The sequence below is a fragment of the Sphingobium sp. TCM1 genome (genome assembly GCF_001650725.1).
Taxonomy (GTDB): domain Bacteria; phylum Pseudomonadota; class Alphaproteobacteria; order Sphingomonadales; family Sphingomonadaceae; genus Sphingobium.
The window spans coordinates 1-17580 of sequence record NZ_LXVX01000014.1 but is presented as its reverse complement, the minus strand read 5'-3'; the positions used below and the strand labels follow the sequence as shown (position 1 = coordinate 17580).

At 61.6% G+C, this 17580-nt stretch carries 17 protein-coding genes; 8 read left to right on the top strand and 9 right to left on the bottom strand.

Translation table 11 applies throughout. The annotated features are described in order from the left end of the window. The 3 genes from A7Q26_RS12340 to A7Q26_RS25570 all read right to left on the bottom strand — a co-directional run. A partial coding sequence (locus tag A7Q26_RS12340) for a nucleotidyltransferase domain-containing protein (RefSeq protein ID WP_066859899.1) occupies window positions 1-707 on the bottom strand: 707 nt, incomplete at its 3' end. Between the two features lie 69 nt (window positions 708-776). After that, a complete protein-coding gene (locus A7Q26_RS12335) occupies window positions 777-980 on the bottom strand; it encodes a sigma factor-like helix-turn-helix DNA-binding protein (protein ID WP_066859896.1) in 204 nt (67 codons plus the stop codon). Next, window positions 973-1119 (bottom strand): hypothetical protein, encoded by a 147-nt coding sequence (locus A7Q26_RS25570; RefSeq protein WP_198162931.1) that lies wholly within the window; start codon window positions 1117-1119, stop codon window positions 973-975. The genes A7Q26_RS12335 and A7Q26_RS25570 overlap by 8 nt, the downstream gene beginning before the upstream one ends. Window positions 1120-1577: 458 nt before the next feature. Here A7Q26_RS25570 and A7Q26_RS12330 point away from each other — a divergent pair, with 458 nt between their 5' ends. The 4 genes from A7Q26_RS12330 to A7Q26_RS12315 all read left to right on the top strand — a co-directional run bounded on the left by A7Q26_RS12330 (window position 1578) and on the right by A7Q26_RS12315 (window position 5148). After that, a complete protein-coding gene (locus A7Q26_RS12330; protein WP_066859893.1) occupies window positions 1578-1829 on the top strand; it encodes a type II toxin-antitoxin system prevent-host-death family antitoxin in 252 nt (83 codons plus the stop codon). Beyond that, window positions 1829-2251, top strand: coding sequence for a type II toxin-antitoxin system VapC family toxin (locus A7Q26_RS12325; RefSeq protein WP_198162930.1), 423 nt, complete (start codon window positions 1829-1831; stop codon window positions 2249-2251). The genes A7Q26_RS12330 and A7Q26_RS12325 overlap by 1 nt, the downstream gene beginning before the upstream one ends. A gap of 286 nt (window positions 2252-2537) precedes the next feature. After that, entirely contained in the window at window positions 2538-3623 is a 1086-nt protein-coding gene (locus tag A7Q26_RS12320) for a mannose-1-phosphate guanylyltransferase/mannose-6-phosphate isomerase (RefSeq protein WP_066859887.1), read from the top strand. 31 nt (window positions 3624-3654) lie between these two features. Then, on the top strand, window positions 3655-5148 hold the full coding sequence (locus A7Q26_RS12315) for a phosphomannomutase (protein WP_066859884.1): 1494 nt from the start codon (window positions 3655-3657) through the stop codon (window positions 5146-5148). Window positions 5149-5313: 165 nt separating this feature from the next. Here the strand turns inward: A7Q26_RS12315 and A7Q26_RS12310 are convergent, their stop codons facing one another. Genes A7Q26_RS12310 through rfbC form a run of 5 tightly spaced genes read right to left on the bottom strand, consistent with a single transcriptional unit; the run spans window position 5314 to window position 9610 of the window. Further along, window positions 5314-6132, bottom strand: coding sequence for a class I mannose-6-phosphate isomerase (locus tag A7Q26_RS12310; RefSeq protein ID WP_066859881.1), 819 nt, complete (start codon window positions 6130-6132; stop codon window positions 5314-5316). Window positions 6133-6173: 41 nt separating this feature from the next. After that, a complete protein-coding gene (gene rfbA / locus A7Q26_RS12305; protein ID WP_066859878.1) occupies window positions 6174-7043 on the bottom strand; it encodes a glucose-1-phosphate thymidylyltransferase RfbA in 870 nt (289 codons plus the stop codon). Between the two features lie 20 nt (window positions 7044-7063). Beyond that, window positions 7064-7951, bottom strand: coding sequence for a dTDP-4-dehydrorhamnose reductase (gene rfbD, locus A7Q26_RS12300; RefSeq protein WP_066859874.1), 888 nt, complete (start codon window positions 7949-7951; stop codon window positions 7064-7066). Next, the gene (rfbB, locus tag A7Q26_RS12295; protein ID WP_066859872.1) at window positions 7948-9018 is read right to left on the bottom strand and encodes a dTDP-glucose 4,6-dehydratase; all 1071 of its coding nucleotides are present in this window, start codon (window positions 9016-9018) and stop codon (window positions 7948-7950) included. Before rfbB ends, rfbD begins: the two co-directional genes overlap by 4 nt. Window positions 9019-9031: 13 nt before the next feature. Beyond that, window positions 9032-9610 (bottom strand): dTDP-4-dehydrorhamnose 3,5-epimerase, encoded by a 579-nt coding sequence (gene rfbC, locus A7Q26_RS12290; RefSeq protein ID WP_232313784.1) that lies wholly within the window; start codon window positions 9608-9610, stop codon window positions 9032-9034. Between the two features lie 303 nt (window positions 9611-9913). Here rfbC and A7Q26_RS12285 point away from each other — a divergent pair, with 303 nt between their 5' ends. After that, a complete protein-coding gene (locus A7Q26_RS12285; protein WP_157102545.1) occupies window positions 9914-11284 on the top strand; it encodes a DUF6492 family protein in 1371 nt (456 codons plus the stop codon). A 20-nt stretch (window positions 11285-11304) separates the two neighbouring features. Here A7Q26_RS12285 and A7Q26_RS12280 read toward each other — a convergent pair whose 3' ends face one another. Then, window positions 11305-12156 (bottom strand): right-handed parallel beta-helix repeat-containing protein, encoded by an 852-nt coding sequence (locus tag A7Q26_RS12280; RefSeq protein WP_198162929.1) that lies wholly within the window; start codon window positions 12154-12156, stop codon window positions 11305-11307. Window positions 12157-12612: 456 nt separating this feature from the next. Here A7Q26_RS12280 and A7Q26_RS12275 point away from each other — a divergent pair, with 456 nt between their 5' ends. Genes A7Q26_RS12275 through A7Q26_RS12265 form a run of 3 tightly spaced genes read left to right on the top strand, consistent with a single transcriptional unit; the run spans window position 12613 to window position 17253 of the window. Continuing rightward, on the top strand, window positions 12613-14766 hold the full coding sequence (locus A7Q26_RS12275) for a glycosyltransferase (RefSeq protein ID WP_198162928.1): 2154 nt from the start codon (window positions 12613-12615) through the stop codon (window positions 14764-14766). 34 nt (window positions 14767-14800) lie between these two features. Next, on the top strand, window positions 14801-15946 hold the full coding sequence (locus A7Q26_RS12270; protein ID WP_066859860.1) for a glycosyltransferase family 4 protein: 1146 nt from the start codon (window positions 14801-14803) through the stop codon (window positions 15944-15946). Continuing rightward, window positions 15943-17253 carry a glycosyltransferase family 4 protein gene (locus A7Q26_RS12265; RefSeq protein WP_066859856.1) on the top strand — a complete coding sequence of 437 codons (1311 nt, stop codon included), beginning with the start codon at window positions 15943-15945 and terminating at the stop codon, window positions 17251-17253. Before A7Q26_RS12270 ends, A7Q26_RS12265 begins: the two co-directional genes overlap by 4 nt. Window positions 17254-17580: the final 327 nt, after the last annotated feature.

The window sequence follows — 17580 nt, the reverse complement described above, 5'->3', positions numbered from 1 at the left end:
ATAGTCCGCAGCTCGGCATAAAGCCCCTTATGCCGCGCGCGGCATAATGGGGTGTACAAGGTCCGCACCAGAAAGATGCAGTGATAGAGCCGCTCGGTGGCTTGGTGGAGGTCAAAAACAGCCACCTTCGGCGCGCCATCGGTTACGGCGTGTCCGTATTGCCGAAAGAACTGTTCAGCGCTTTCGAACCATTCCTCGAAATAGACCCGCGTTTCCTGCAGCGCCTCATCCGCCGATAGCTGTTTCGGCTCGATGAAAGGATGGCCGGATTCCTCGTGGAGGAGGATGCCGTCCTTGAGGATGTCCATGAAGAAATAACGCCCGAGCCGTAGCTTTTCGTTCACATCGTCGAGGCTGTGATAGACGAGACTGACCTGGGTCCGTAGCGCCTTGCCCTCGGTCAATTCCTCCAACAGTCGGTCTTCGGTCTTCGCCCAGAATTCCGGAATATCGGTGAGGTCTTCATGGTCGACCACCACGAGAATGTCATAGTCGGAAAAATAGCGGCCGACCGGATCTTCGACCCAATCGCCGCGCGCATAGCTGCCGAACAGGATGATCTTGAGGATATGACCGCTGCGATAACGCGGCTGGGTCCGATGGCGGGTTGCGCGGGCAAACCCCTCCCGGATGATATCGACGACATGCGCCAGCTCCCGCCGCTTCGCGGCGGGCAAACTTACGGCAGGGTCGTCCAGCTGTTTCATGATGCCACGCAGAATCGCGGCAAATCATCGCCTTGCCAAGCCCTGAAAGCCGGCAAGGCGATTTAGCGTCTATCGCATCTCGTGCACGATGATCCTGATGGCGTCGAGCATGTGACGCTGCACCTCCGCAACGGACATGCCCTCCCGCTTGGCGATCTCGATATAGGTCATGCCTTCCACCTGATTGCACAGAAAAACCTGAAGCGCCTTTGGCGGTAATTTCCGCAGCGCCACCACCGCCTTGGCATGGCGATCAGGATCATGGTCAATCATGATCTTTTCCCTCTTCACCCAAGGACGCGAGCAGATAGTCAGCGGCCTTGCTGGCCTGACTGGCGGCACGGAAGATTCCGTCGGTCGCCTCGCTATAGAGGCTTTTGCCCGTGCGCGCGGTATTGTCCTGATATCTCATGTCCTTTCTCCTTCCCGCATCGCACCGACCGCCGGAGTGGCGGGGGTGGGCGGCAGGAGCGGACCGGCAGGCCCACCGACATGAGGCGGACAGCACCCTGGGGGGCCGCAACGATAGTGGAGGAGTTGGGGCATCGCCCCGACTTGCGGCTCGCCGCGGTGGGACTAGAGGGCAGCGACGCCCACCCCCAGCACACCGACAGGCCGATCAGACATCGACCAGACGCCACCGCGCCCATTGCGCAGTGTCCGCAGCAGGCCCTTCGCGCCGCCTGCCGCGGCGCTCCATTTGGAGAGCAATTTTGACCTGCTTATTCTCGATATTGCCCTACTTCAGAAGATTGAGATCGGCAGAAACACAATTTTTGTTCGGCATGATCATTCAATGCTCAATCACCCCCGTTGACATAAAATGTATTGTTGATATTGTCTGTATGTAACTACAATTAAGTGGCCTAGATGACCGTCACCTTCACAAGCAGGGAGTTCAACCGAGATCCGGGCAGCATCAAGCGCGCCGCATTGTCGGGTCCCGTGTTCATCACTGATCGAAACAAGCCCTCGCTCGTTGTGCTGGCGATTGAGGATTATGAGCGACTGGCAGGGCATGGTGCGTCCCTGTTCGATGTCCTCATGCCGGAGGACGAGCAGACTTTCGAGTTCGAGCCACCCAGGGCCAGCATGAAGGGGCGCCCGGCGGACCTGGATTGATGTTCCTCATCGACACCAACGTCATTTCCGAAAGCCGCAAGGTCCGGTCCGGCCGTGCCGCGCCTGAAGTCGTGGCGTGGCTCAAGGCCACGAACCCCAGCACCACGTTCATTTCCGTTATCACGCTGTTCGAACTTGAACTCGGCGTAGTACGCGCCGAACGGCGCGACCCTGCCCAGGGCGAAATATTGCGGCGATGGCTCGACCATATCGTCAAACCGGGCTTTGCCGGACGCGTGCTCGCAATCGATTCAACCGTCGCGATCACCTGCGCTGGGCTGCAGGTTCCAGATCCGGTCAGCGAACGCGATGGCTGGATTGCGGCGACGGCCCTGGCACAGGGCCTGACAGTCGTGACGCGGAATGTTGCGGATTTTGCGGCAACCGGCGTTGCCATCCATAATCCCTGGTCGAGCGACTGAGAGCCAGATCTCGGAGCCCGCCTTAAGGCCAGGTCACGCCCACATGCACCCGCACGCGCCACTGGTCGTGATAACCGGGACATGGGACGAGAGGCCTTATGGATGAGGGCGAAGGCTGTGCGATGAGGCTTTGACCTTCGAGGGACAGGTCCATCTCACCTTGTAGCCGTTCTGTGACACGTCTTTTTAAGGACTTGGCAAGCTTTCAGTTTTTGCCCATGACGTTCGAAACTATTGCGGGGTCGCACCGCATACAGCAAATTTGTTCCTTAATTTCAGGCGAGATATGTCCAGCGATCCCGTGAATATCGTCCCCGTTATCCTGTCCGGTGGATCGGGCACACGCCTTTGGCCGGTTTCCAGGCCTGAGCATCCCAAGCAGCTGCTGCCCCTGACGGCGGATGAAACCATGTTGCAGCTGACAGCGGTGCGGACGCGAGGGTTTGAGGGCGCATCGGTCGGACGCCCGATCTTGGTGTCCAACGCGGCACATGCCGACATCATCGACGAGCAGCTGCAACAGAGCGGGATCGCCGACTATCAGGTCATCCTAGAGCCGATCGGCCGCAACACTGCGCCCGCCATCGCGCTCGCGGCCCTCGAAGCGCAGGGCGACGATGCCCTGCTGGTGATGCCGAGCGACCATGTGATCACCGACCTGCCGGCATTTCATGCCGCTATCGCCCGCGCGCTGCCGCTGGTCGTCAAGGGATGGCTGGTGACGTTTGGGATCACGCCAGACGGGCCGGAAACCGGCTATGGCTATATCCAGATGGGCGACCTGTGCGGCGAGGCCGTGCATGACGTCGCGCGTTTCGTCGAAAAGCCCGACTCCGCCAATGCGGAGCGTATGCTGGCGGAGGGGGGGCATGCCTGGAATGCGGGCATCTTCCTGTTCCGCGCCGATGCCTATCTGGCCGCGATGGAGACGCACCAGCCCGACATGCTGAAGGCCGTCAGGACCGCGATGACGCAGGCGAAGCGGGACGGGGCGCATATCTTTCCTGACGCCATGGCCTTCCACGCCTGCCCGTCGGATTCGGTCGACTATGCGATCATGGAGCGGGAAGCGCAGGTGGCCTGCGTGCCGGTCAGCATGGGCTGGTCGGATGTCGGGAGCTGGGATTCGCTGCACGCCGTCAGCACGCGCTGCGCCGATGAAAATGCCGTGCGCGGCGACGCGCTGCTGCTGGGTACGCGAAATTGCCTGGTTCATAGCGACGGGCCGCGCGTCACGCTGGTCGATGTTGATGACCTGATCGTCGTTGTGGCGCAAGGCGATGTCATGATCCTGAAACGGGGCGAATCCCAGAAGGTCCGCAAGGTGACGGAAGCGCTCAAAGCCCTCGATGCCGCCAAGGCTGCCGACTGACCCCGCCTTCCTCCCATTGCAGCGGATTGCCATGACCCAAACCTTTTCCATCGCCGACCTCATGGCTCAGTCAGGCGTCGCGTTCGGCACCAGCGGAGCGCGCGGGCTCGTTTCGGCGATGACCGACCGGGTGTGCTTCGCCTATACGCAGGCCTTCCTCCAGCATCTGGCCACCATCGGCCAGTTCGCGCCGGGCGCGCATGTGGCGATCGCGGGCGACCTGCGGCCCTCCAGTCCCCGGATCATGGCCGCGTGCGCCGCGGCGATCACGCATATGGGCGGGGCAATGGATTATTGCGGGTTCGTCCCTTCGCCTGCCGTGGCCGCCTATGGCTTTGACCGGGGCATCGCGTCGCTGATGGTGACGGGCAGCCATATTCCCGACGACCGCAACGGCATCAAGTTCAACCGCACCGATGGCGAGGTGCTGAAGGCCGACGAGCAGGGCATTCGCGCGCAGAGCGTCGAGTTGCCCGACTTGTTCGATGACGAGGGGATGCTGGCGCAGGGCGCTCCCGCCGCGCCGCTGATCAATGCTGCGACGCCCTATATCGCCCGCTATGTCGATGCGTTCGGGAGCCAGGCGCTTTCGGGCATGACGTTGGGCGTCTATGAACATTCGGCGGTGGGGCGCGATATTCTGATCGCTCTGGTCGAAGCGCTCGGCGGGGAAGCGGTGTCGCTGGGCCGGTCCGACCGCTTCATCCCCGTCGACACAGAAGCCGTGCGGCCCGAGGACCAGGCGCTGGCGCGGCAGTGGGCGGAAGACCTGAAGCTCGACGCCATCCTGTCAACCGATGGCGATTCCGACCGCCCGCTGCTCGCCGACGAAAGCGGCGTATGGATGCGCGGCGACGTGCTTGGCATATTGTGCGCGCGGGCGCTGGGCGTCAGGGCGGTGGCAACGCCGGTGAGCTGCAACAGCGCGGTCGAGCTGTCCGGCCTATTCGAGGCGGTGCGCCGGACCCGGATCGGGTCGCCCTTCGTCATCGAGGCGATGAACGCGCTGGTCGCGCAAGGGCGGGCGAGCGTGTGCGGCTATGAGGCCAATGGCGGCTTCCTGCTGGCGACGCCGGTGGCGGTGGCGGGCGGGACGCTGGGCGCGCTCCCGACGCGGGACGCGGTGCTGCCGATCCTCGCGACGCTGATCGACGCGCGGCGGCAGGGGGTGGCCCTTTCCGCGCTGCTGGCGCAACTGCCCGAACGCTATACGTTCAGCGAGCGGTTGCAGGCCTATCCCACGGCGCAGAGCCAGGCGCTGATCGCGCATCTGGAACAGGGGGACCAGGCCGCTACCCTGGCGCGGCTGACGGCGATGTTCGGGGACCTGGCGGGAGAGGCGGACGGGATCGACCGGACCGACGGACTGCGCATCCATTTTGCCGGAGGCGACATCATCCATCTGCGCCCCAGCGGCAATGCGCCGGAACTGCGCTGCTATACCGAAAGCGACAGCGTGGAACGGGCGGCATCGCTCAATGGAGAGGCGCTGGCGCTGGTACGGGCATATCGCATCCCGGTCTGATCGGGGCAGGACTCACGCTTCGTACACAGCCAAAGCGACAGCGAGTGAGACAGTTATTCGCGATTTTGCGCTTTACAAGCCGTTGTAGAATCAGTCTTTTCATTGGCTTGGCGTGCTCGCGTGAGATCCTGCTTTCTTTTACAATCAGGGTTATCACAAGAAACGCTAGCGCGGGATGGCGAGTAAGGCGGAGACTGGGCCTGCCTTCAGTGTGAAGGCGCAATCGCCCTCCAGCAGCAGACAGTCGCCACTTTCCCAAGCCAATCCATTCACCGTGCCCACGCCGCTGATTGGCGTGAACCACATCTGCTTGCCTTCCGGCACGCTGACATTCTGGTCTTTCGTCCAGTGGACGAGGTCGAGCGAGAAGGGGGCTTCATCGGCGTCGATCAGGCGGGTTTCAGATCCAAGCGGCGCCTGTATCCCCGCACGGTCATAGGGCGTAAGGCGGCTGACCGCGACGCCGTCATCCAGATGCAGTTCCCGCGGGCGGCCATAATCATAGAGGCGGTAGGTGACGTCGGCATTCTGCTGAATTTCCGCGAGCGTGATGCCAGCGCCGATCGCATGGACGGTGCCCGCCGGGATGAAGTAGCAGTCGCCCGGCTTCACCGGCTTCCAGTCAATCCATCGTTCCAGAGAGCCGTCCTGCGCGGCGGCGCGGAACTGGTCGGGAGTCATGGACGCGGTGAGGCCGATGCCCAGCGTCGCGCCGGGTTCGCAATCAAGGATATACCAGATTTCCTCCTTGCCGCGCGCCAGCCCCTTGTCCCGGGCCTGCGCATCGTCGGGATGCACCTGGATTGAAAGCCGTTCGCTGGTAAAGATATATTTGACCAGCAGAGGAAGATCGCGGCCGTCGGCGCTTTCGAACCAGGCCTCACCAATTTGTCGGCCCGGGCCGGCATCGGCGAAGATAGCGGGCAGGTCAGTGCGGCCCCATGGCTTTTCAACATAATGAGTGGCGAGTTTCTGGGTCAGCATAACGTCCATTTCCTACTGTGGGGTCGGGAGCAAACCAGCGTTTACCCGTCGGGCACTATGCCACGCAGATAGCGCCCATAATCCGATTTACCGAGCTTTCCGATAGCCTTTTCCAGTTGGGCCTCGTCGATAAAGCCTTGCCGATAAGCGATCTCTTCGGGGCTGGCGATCTTGACACCTTGGCGCTTCTCAAGAATGCGTACAAAATCGGCAGCGTCCATCATGCTGTCGGGCGTGCCGGTGTCGAGCCAGGCATAGCCCCGGCCCATGATTTCGACATGGAGGTCGCCGCGCTCCAGATAGGCGCGGTTGACGTCGGTGATTTCCAGTTCGCCGCGTGCCGAAGGCTTCATGTTTGCAGCGATGTCGACGACCTTCTCGTCATAGAAGTAGAGGCCCGTGACCGCCCAGTTCGACTTCGGCTGCTCGGGCTTCTCCTCGATGGTGACCGCCCTCATCTGATCATCGAAGCTCACAACGCCATACCGCTCAGGATCGTTGACATGATAGGCGAAGACACTCGCACCTTCCTGCCGCGACGACGCGCTGGCGAGGATTTCGGGCAGGCCATGGCCATGGTAGATATTGTCGCCCAGGATCAGTGCCGACTGCTGGCCTGCGACGAAATCGGCACCGATGATATAGGCCTGCGCGAGGCCATCGGGGCTGGGCTGCACCGCATATTCGAGGGTCATGCCCCAGGCCGAGCCATCGCCCAGCAGCGACTGGAAAGCAGGCAGGTCGCGCGGGGTCGAAATGATGAGCACCTCGCGGATCCCCGCCAGCATCAGCGTGCTGAGCGGATAATAGATCATCGGCTTGTCATAGACCGGCATGAGCTGCTTCGAGGTCGAAAGCGTCATGGGATAGAGGCGCGTACCGCTGCCCCCGGCAAGAATGATACCCTTCATGTCGTCAAGTCCCCAGAAAATCAGTGTGTCACGGGTTGCAGTCGGTCCATCACCTCGTCCAGCGAGGTGTGCCAGTCCGGCAGCGCCACGCCATGGAGGCGGGCGATACGTCCGCAGTCGAGCCGCGAATTGGCCGGACGGGTGGCGGGCGTGGGATAGTCGGCGGTGCCGATCCGGCGCACTGTGGCGCTTGGCCCGCCGCGCGCGGCGGAAGCGGCGAAGATCGCCTCGGCGAAATCCGCCCAGCTACCCTCGCCCTGCGCGGTCATGTGGAAGACACCGCGCAATTCCGGGCTACTATCGGCTACCAGATTGGTAGCCACCTGAAAAATGCCGTCGGCGATGGCGAGCGCGCTGGTGGGATTGCCGTGCTGGTCGGCGACCACCGACACTTCGTCGCGGTCGCCGGCAAGGCGCAGCATGGTCTTGACGAAATTGCCGCCGAACGGGCTGTAGACCCATGCGACGCGCAACGCGACGCTGTTGTCATGACCCTCCAGAACGGCCCGTTCGCCCGCCAGCTTGGACGCGCCATAGACGCCGGTGGGGCCGGTGGGATCGCTTTCGGCATAGGGGCGGTCCAATGTCCCGTCGAACACATAGTCGGTCGAGATGTGGATGACAGGCACGCCCAGAGCCTTTGCCGCCTGCGCCACCGCCCCCGCGCCCGCGCCATTGACGGCATGGGCAAGGTCGCTCTCGCCCTCCGCTTTGTCCACCGCTGTGTAGGCGGCGGCCGATACGATGACGTCGGGCGCAGCCTTGGTGAGCACCCGCACAACCGAGGCGGGATCGGCAAGGTCTAGGTCAGGGCGGCCGATCGCCACCACCTCATGCCCCGCCGCGGCGCCTCGTTCGATCAGGCTGGTGACGACCTGCCCCGCCGTCCCCGTGACGGCTATCTTCATGCAGGCACCTTGGCGCCCGCAGCCTTTTCCAGACCCAGGCGCTGGCCGTCATACTGCTCGCGCAGCGGCTGCCACCACCATTCATTGTCCAGATACCAGCGCACAGTCTTTTCGATGCCGCTGTCGAAATTCTCCCGCGCGCGCCAACCTAGCTCATTTTCCAGGCGGGTGGCGTCGATCGCGTAGCGGGCATCATGGCCGGGACGGTCGGTGACAAATTCGATCAGCTCCTCGCGCGGGCGGTCGCCCGGCACCAGCTGGTCGAGAACGGCGCAGATGCGGCGCACCACGTCGATATTCTTGCGCTCGTTGCGGCCGCCGACATTATAGGTCTCGCCCGGTTCGCCCTTCTCGATGATGAGGTCGAGCGCGCGGGCATGATCGTCGACATAGAGCCAGTCGCGGATATTCTCGCCCTTGCCGTAGACCGGCAGCTTGCGCCCCTCCAGCGCGTTGAGGATGGTGAGCGGGATCAGCTTTTCGGGGAAGTGGTACGGCCCGTAGTTGTTCGAGCAGTTCGACACGACCACCGGCAGGCCATAGGTGCGCTGCCACGCCTTGGCGAGATGGTCGGACGCGGCCTTCGACGCCGAATAGGGCGAGCTGGGGTCGTAGGGCGTGGTTTCCTCGAACAGCCCTTCGTCGCCGAGCGAGCCATAGACTTCGTCGGTCGAGACATGGAGGAAGCGGAAGGCCGCCTTCGCCTCCCCCTCAAGCCCGTTCCAGTAGCCGCGCGCGGCCTCCAGCAAGGTGAAGCTGCCCACGATATTGGTCTGGATGAAATCGGCCGCGCCAGTGATCGAGCGGTCGACATGGCTTTCGGCAGCCAGATGCATGATGCGATCGGGTTTGAAGCCAGCGATCGCCGCGTCCATCGCCGCGCGATCGCAGATATTGGCGTGCAGGAACTGGTGGTTGTTCTTCCCTTCCACTTCCTTGAGCGACGCTTCGCACCCGGCATAGGTCAGCGCGTCGATGGTGAGGACGTCATAGCCCTTCTGCAGCACCAGATAGCGGACGAGGGCCGAGCCGATGAAGCCAGCGCCGCCGGTAACGATTACGCGCATGGGTCTACATTCCTCAATCAAGCGGCAGGAGTGGATGGCCGTCATAAGCGAAGGGGCTGTCAAAATCGGTAAGCAGAGGCCGCATCACATCCTTGGGCGACAATTCCGGCACTATGCCGTCAGGCATTGGCCACGCGATACTGATCGCCGGATCATCCCAGCGAACGCCCCCGTCATGATCTGGTGCATAGGTATCGGAACATTTGTAGCTGACTTCACAATCCGGCTCGAGCGTCAGAAATCCATGGGCAAAGCCGATCGGGATGAAAAGCTGACGACCGTTTTCAGCGGACAGCTCGGTGCCGGCCCATTGCCCATAGGTGGGCGACCCTTTGCGGATATCCACTGCCACATCAAAAATACGACCGCGGATGCAGCGCACCAGCTTGTCCTGACCGCGAGGTGGCGTCTGGAAATGCAACCCCCGCAAAGTGAATTGCGGGGCGGACAGGGAGTGGTTATCCTGCATAAACCGACATTCGATGCCCAAAGCAGCAAAGGCTGGCTCGGAATAAACTTCTGTGAACCACCCGCGCGTATCCATATGCCGGATGGGCTTTATCAGTCTGAGCGGTGACATATCATAGTTCATTATTGCAATCATCCTCAGCTTGGACCCCCTCTCGTTCGGATTACAGAACGGAAAGACTGTGCGCAGCCAGGCGTTGTGCCCCTCTACCGGGTCCGCCAACGATGACGATCCCACCATATCCCGCTTTTGCGCCACAAGGTCAGGGTTTTCGCGGTGGAACAGCTCAGCCGACTACCTCGCTCCAATGGCTTCCCACCAATAATGGTTGTCACATTCGCCTTTCTTCGGCATTGCAAGCGCGATTGCGGTCCCTGACTGGTTGAAAGACGGATGGTACAGGTTTTCGCGAGACTATCCGCAATAATGAAAGCCTGGGCGACAACAATGCGTCATTCCCGAGGACAGCCCCCTCAAAATATGATCATGCCAAATCCGACGGCCCCGAGCCCCCCCCTTCACAGCATGGTGCTGACGGCCGATGACTATGTCGGCTACATATTGAACGGAGAGCGCCAGGATCAGCGGATCCGAACGATCGGCCTGCCCGGTTTTCTGGTTTGCGGCCCCTATCGTCCCTTAAAGGCCGGAACCTACACCATCGCCATATTAGGCGAGGTGGACGATGGGGGCCTGCTCGCCTTTGTCGATGTGGTCTGCAATAGCGGCGCACGCCAGCTGGCGAAGAGCGACATCACGGTTCAGGCCGGACCCGGCATCATCAGCATTTTTTCGCTGCATCTGCCGGAGGATGTCGACGATCTCGAAATCCGACTGGCCGTCGCGGCGGACACCCGGCTCGCCTTCCAGGGTGTTCATATCCAGGAACGCGACGCAGACCGAGACTATGCCCTGCTGAACAAGAGCTATGCCAGCGATGCGCACTGGTCGGTCGTCCTTTTTAGTTCATGTCTGTCCCATGTGAAGCCTGACATTCCCTTCTACCTTGTTATCCCCAGGGAGGATCAAGGGGTTTTTGACAGGCTTTTTGGCAGCGCCCATGCCATTGGCTTCATCGATAGATTGCCGATCACCCTGTACGAGGACTGGGTGTTGGCAAAAAGCGACAATGTGACGCCCAACGGGTTTACGGGCTGGCAGGTCCAGCAGGTCGTCAAGCTGGCCTTTTCCAAGCTCGGCCTGTGCCGTCAGTACCTGACCTGCGATTCAGCACAGTTCTTTACGCGGCCGTTCGATTTCACCAAAGCGATGTTCCGTGACGGCATCCTGTGCACGACCGCCCGCCCGCAGGACAGGGATGAGATAGATCGTCATTTCATCAATACCGGGGAACAATGCTGGCTGCAAGGCGAACTCGTTTCCGCCAGCGTCGCGTTCGACGCCATTGATGCGCATTTCACGTCTCGGCGCGAGCCACTCAAATATCATTATATCGGCTGCAACGGCATATTCGATGTCGATATCTGCCATGCCCTGGAAGCGAAGGCCGCCAATTTCGGCTATGGCAATTTCGCTGGCATGATCAATCTGTGCCCCTATGAATTTGCCTGGTACGGGGCGTTCGTCACCTACTGCCATCCCGATCTGTTCAAACCGATCGAGCCCTGCATATTCCGCCCGATCGTTGAGGCAGGCCAGCTATTTGACGAACCGCCGCCGACCGGAGATGACGGCTTTTTCGGCTATCTTTTCCAGAAACCGGCCTGCGACGACCTGCAACCGATGCGGACCTACCTGGCTTGCCTGGCGGCGTGCCCCCCCCACATCGAGAAGTGACTGCCGCTTCTCCCACTGCGTCACGGATCAATGTGGAAATTAAGGATGCAGTAGCGGCCAAAAGACAGGTCGCGGGCAGGCATACCGGCAACGAAGGGGCGCGATGCCGGCGATATATTGGCCCTGATGCCACGGACGTCTTGGACGCCGCACATGCTGGGATAGCGCCCCGAACTGAGGTTGAGGTCATTGTCTTCGACCGTCATTGGGCCTGTAAGCGTATCGATATTGAGCGCGATCATCGCGCCACGCACCCTGTTGCCCGACACCGTTCCGCCAAAGGCGGGCGCGTCGTACCACGGCTTGGATCCAATCATGATACCAAAGCCGCACCGTTGCTGCTGGCCGCAATCGATGCGGTTGCGCGTCACGCGTGTTCCCGTGAAGTCGCCACTGGTCGATCCAGGCCAGGCGTGCAGCATGAGTTCGGCGAAAGACCCGCCTTCGGCACTACCACTATGGTCGAAGCGGTTGTCCGATATGGTGCAATCGACGCAGCTTCCGAAAATCAGCTGGACGTCGCTATTGTCGATGAACCGGTTACCGGTCACCGCAAACCGGCGCGCCGTGTGGATCGTCAGCCCGTCGGCCCAATGCGACTGCACATTGTGCCTGCCATTGCGGCTGAACAGATTGTCGCGAATAACGACATCCTCGCCCCTGCCATATTCGAGCGCGGTGTAGCAGGCCGTGTCGCGGAACACCGACCGCGTGATGCTGTTGCCGTTGCCGTGGATTCGAAGGCCACCGGCCATCGATTTGCCCTTGTCGGTGCCGCATCGCTGCGCGGACAGCGCCGGATTGCTGTGCCTGGTCCCCACGAAGATCAGCCCGTCAAGATGAACAGCGTCACTGTCGATATCGAACGGCATGACGGCCCCCGCCTCCGATCCAAGGGGAATGGCCAGATGCAGCGATGCGCAGCGGCGTTCGTCCATAGCGCAAGAAGGCGCGTCTGCGCTAAGCCCCTGCGTCCGCACGGTCATGGGACGGTTTATGCGGATGGGCGTTGCGATCCGATACCGCCCGGGCGCAATCACCACCGTGCCGCCGTCGGGCGTGGCGTTGAAACAAGCCTGAAGCACTGGTCCCAGATCGCGGTCCGATGCGACAAAATCTCCGATCCGCGCACAAGAAGACGGTGCCGCCCACGCATCAGGCGCGATCGACCGCAGGCCGACTATGGCTGGCAAAAGCAGTGCCGCTGCGATAGTCGCTGCCATGGCCCCATGCATGACCAGCGAACCCGGATTTGCGGGTAATCTGGGCCGGCCTTGGGGGGTCTTGATCAAAGACATGATCTTGTAAGGTCCTGTATGGAGCACGGCATGCTTTCAAAGTTTATGAACGATAGACCGAAAATCAATTATCGCCGCAAGGGGAACCAGTGCCGCGACGCACGGGACTGGCCCGGGGCGGTCAGCGCATATACCAGGCACCTTGAAGAAAATAGCGGCGATCAGGCCATCTGGGTCCAGCTGGGTCATGCCTGGAAGGAACAGGGTATGCTGGAAGAAGCGGCCCAGGCCTATCAGATGGCGGTCGACCTGGACGTGGACGATCCCGACGCCAACATCCATCTGGCGGACCTGCTGCGCCGGCTTGGTCGCCTGGAAGAAGCGCTGGCCGCCTATCAGCGCGTCAACAAGGTCGCGCCCAACGCCGAAGCCATCCACAACATCCGCTTGCTGCGCAAGGACAGCAAGGCCGGCGCAGCCGAGGCAATGGGCGATGGCACCGTCTTTTTCGCGATCCAAGACTTGTTCGGCTATCTGAAGGCGCATGTCACCATGTCGGGGATCCAGCGGGTCCAGGCCGGCATTGCGCTGCATGCCATCAGGGACGAGGGCGTCAATGCGCGCTTCATCGTCGGCAATGCGCTGGAACATGTGCTGCCCGCCGGCGAGTTCTGGATGGCCGACAATGCCGAGGTGCTGCGCATCATCGACTATGCGTCGGGCAAGCAGGTCGACCATGACGTCCTGCGCGCCATGATCGTATCCTGCGAGAATGACGCCGTCCGGGTGCGCCCCTCGCGGGGCAGCACGATCATCCTGCTGGGCGCCTTCTGGGGGCTAGGCAACAGCATCAGGGAATTCATCCGGTCCAAACGCGACGACGTGCGGATCGGCGCCTATGTCTATGACATCATCCCCGTCACCCATCCCGAATTCTGCGACGAGGCATTGGTCACCGATTTTTCGATGGCGATCTGTGAACTGTGCGCGGTTGCCGACTTCATCCTCACGATTTCCGATGCGTCGCGCTTTGCCTTGGCGGAGTTCATTACCAAGAATGGTGGCCGCCCCATCCCGATGCAGACCGTGCCGCTGGCCCATCACCTGACCCAGTCGGCCGACGATGCGGTCGAATGGCCCGACCAGCTGCGCCAAGTGAAGGGCAAGCGCTATGTTGTCTATGTCTCGACGATCGAGGCGCGCAAGAACCATCTCTATGTGGTCAATGTCTGGCGGCGCCTGATGGCCGAGGGGGTGGATGTCCCCGACCTGGTCTTCGTGGGCCGGCATGGCTGGAAGATCAGCGGCCTCATGGATGTGCTCAAGGCCACGAACAACCTGAATGGCCGCCTGCATATCGCCCACAACCTGTCAGACGGCGAACTGAACGCGGTATATGCCAATTGCGAGTTTTCGGTGTTCACCAGCTTTGTCGAAGGCTGGGGCCTGCCGGTGGGCGAAAGCCTGCTGCATGGCCGACCCTGCATCGCCTCTGACACTTCGTCCATTCCAGAGGTCGGCGGCGACCTGGTAGATTATATCGACCCGTTCAACCTGACCCAGGGCGTCGAGATATTCCGGCGGATGATAACGGACAAAAGCTACCGCAACGCCCGTGCCAGAATGATTCGCGACCAGTTCGTTCCAACGACATGGCAGGATGTGGGCAGTAATTTTCTTGGCAAGGTCAAATTCTATCAGAACGCTGATATCATACCGTTCCGGGCCAGTCTGGAAGAAGGCAAGGTGCTTTCGCTACGGACCAAGGCCGGCAGTACGATCGACATCAAATCATATTTCCATATCCCAAGGCGCATCCTGATCGAATCCGCCCATCTCTACGGATCGGAAGACCATGGGGTCTGGATGAAAGGTTCCAAGTCCAGCTTCAGCATCCTTACCGGCATGGCGGCAGGTACCTCGCTGCTAGTCTATCTGCAGGTGTCGGTGGCACCAGGTGGCGAGGATTGCGTGCTGACGATCTTCAACGCGGACAACGACGCGATGAGAGCGATCCGCTTGCGGGAAGTGGGCATGGGCCAAGTCATCAGGCTGATGACCCAGGCCGGTGGCGACGGCACGATCCAGCTGCGCTTCGACGTTACCGGTTCCTACCCCCGATATGATGGCGACAATCGGGATTTCGTCATCGGGCTACGCTCCATCGGTTATGCGACCCCGGACAATCTGGTCGCGCGGCAGGAACTGTACGAGGCCATGAGCCTGGTGGACCTGACATCCTGACATCGCGTTCCCACGACACGGCGCTGCGACGATCATGATGACTGGATCAACGGATGTCCCCGTCTGCATCGACGGCAGACTACTGGAAGATGGCGGCGCAGGCACCGGGATCGGGCAATATGCCCGGACCCTGGTGCAGGCACTGCGATCGGCGGGCAGAGCGCAGCTGATCCTGGGCGATGGCGGACGCGCTGCGCGCAGGTCACGTCCCGCGAAATGGGCGGCGGCGCTACGTCCCTGGCCGCGCGGGGCCACCATCACGCCGGGCGGCTACCGGGCTCGCGACATTTTCCGTGAAGCCCATGTCTTTTTCAGCCTCCATGGGCGGATTATGCCGCTGCGCCTGCCCGGGCCATCGGGCATCATGCACTGGAGCTACCCCTTGCCCATGCGTATATGCGGGTGGCGCAACATCTACACCGTGCATGATGTCATGCCGCTCGATCCCGATATCCCGACCCCCGTCGACGGGCGCCGGCTGCGGGCGGTGCTGGACGGCCTTGTGGCGTCGGGAGGGTCGTTCGTCACCGTGTCAAACGCCGCGCGCCAGGCCATAGTCGATGCCACCGGGTGGCCGCCCGGCAAGGTGGCGATCTGTCACCAGGGCGTCGACATTGGGGACATGGAGGCGGGACGGCGGGCCGCCCTGCCCGCCGGACTGCAGGCGGGCGGCTATCTGCTCTATGTCGGCGCGGTGGAAGCCCGCAAAAATCTGGTCGCCCTGCTCGATGCCTACCGGACGAGCGGCATCGCGACGCCACTGGTCATCTCCGGTCCCGATGGCCTGAATGCCGAACATATTGACGCCCGGATACAGGACACCCCCGGGGCGATCCGTCTGGGGCTGCAGCCGCGGGATGCCGTACTTGGGCTCATCGCCTCGGCGCGCGCCCTCATCCTGGTATCGCTGGCCGAGGGCTTCGGGGTTCCGGTTGCCGAAGCCATGAGCCTGGGGACGGCCGTCTTGTCCGCCGACATCCCGGCGCTGGCCGAAGTGGGCGGCGGGGCGACGCTGCTGGTCGATCCGCGCGATCCGGCTGCACTGCGCCATGGCCTGACCGCGATCGATGGCGACGCCGCGCTACGGGAGAAGCTGGTGCGCGCCGGGCTGGAAAGATCGCAATATTTTGGACTAGAATCCTATGCACAGCGGCTCGCGAACCTGTATGGAATGGCATGACTGAGACTTTACCGGCCAACCTCCGCATTGGCATCGATGGCTATAATATGGCACTGCCCCAAGGTACGGGCGTGGCGACCTATGGACGAAACCTAGCGGCGGCAATCGGTGCGCTTGGATATCGAGTAGACCTGTTGTTCGGTCTAAACATCCCGCGCAAGGCGGGCGATGAGTTGCGGGAGTCGCTATTCTTTGGGCAATTGGGTGCTGATCCGCCTCATCGCCTGACCATGCGGCGGCGGATGCGACGCTGGCGAGTACATCCCTTCACCCACGATATGACCCGGATATCCGTCGCCGGACGCACCGTGTCGCAGCAGGGCAGCGATCGCCTGCCGTCGTTTGACCGGCTGTTCAACCGGGCGGAACTGTTCGACATCTGCGCCCGCCATTTTCGCCGGTACGACAAGTTCATGACAGTCAGGGTGCCCGATCCACCCGCTATCATGCATTGGACCTATCCACTGCCCATCCGCCTGGCTGGGACGCGCAACATCTACACCCTGCATGACCTGGTGCCGTTGCGGCTGCCGCAGTCCAGTCTGGAGGACAAGCGCTATTATGACAAACTGGTCCGCGCCTGCGTGGGGCAGGCGGACCATATCGTCACCGTGTCGGAAAAGTCCCGCACCGATATTATCGAGCTTCTTCAGGCCGATCCGGCGCGGATCACCAACTGCTACCAGAGTAGCGACATGCCCGCGCTGCGCGGTCCGGACGCCTTGCCCAATCGCCTGCATCAGCTGTTCGACCTCAGGATGAAGGATTATTTCCTTTATTTCGGTGCGATTGAGCCCAAGAAGAATCTCGGTCGCCTCATTCAGGCCTATCTCGAAGCGAATATCGCCACCCCCCTGGTGATCGTCGGGGCCGAGGCTTGGCATGCTGACCGGGAACTCAAGCTGCTAGGTGCCGCCCATGGCAGAAAGCTGCCCGGTGTCGATCGTATCCGGCGTATCGACTATATCCCGCGAATCCTGCTAACCGATCTGTTACACGGCGCTAAGGCATGTCTATTTCCGGGTCTTTATGAAGGCTTCGGCCTGCCCGCGCTCGAAGCGCTCGCCGCTGGGGTGCCGCTGCTAGCCAGCACGACCGGAGCCTTGCCCGAAATCACGGGCGGTGCGGCCCTGACCATCGACCCCTATGACATGGACGCCATGGTTGACGGAATACGCCGACTGGACAGCGATTCCATGTTGCGCAACAGGCTAACGCAACATGGCCCCATACAGGCTGACAAGTTTTCCTTGATCAGATTTTCAGAGCGCTTGGGCCAACTTTACCAGGACATCTGCAGACGCTAGATGCCTGCCCGCGCTTTTAACCTTGGGCGAAGCACAGCCTGATAACGGCATTGGAGTAATAGCATGTATCTTAAGCGCAGGACGCAATGGATCCGTCCAGGGATCATCCTGCTCGCGGCGACGTGCCTGAGCGGTTGCGCGACCCTGCCGCGCAATGGCCCGACGGGCGCGCAGATCGAAAAAAGCGCGAAGCGCGGCTCTGTTGCAAAGATTGGCGGCAGTCAGAGGTAGGCTGTCGCTCTGCGCCGATCAGGCGGCTGCTGCGAAATGGTGGTTGAGCATGCCCATGGCCTCCGTCAGCGCCGAGGGCCCAATGCCAAAAGCTCT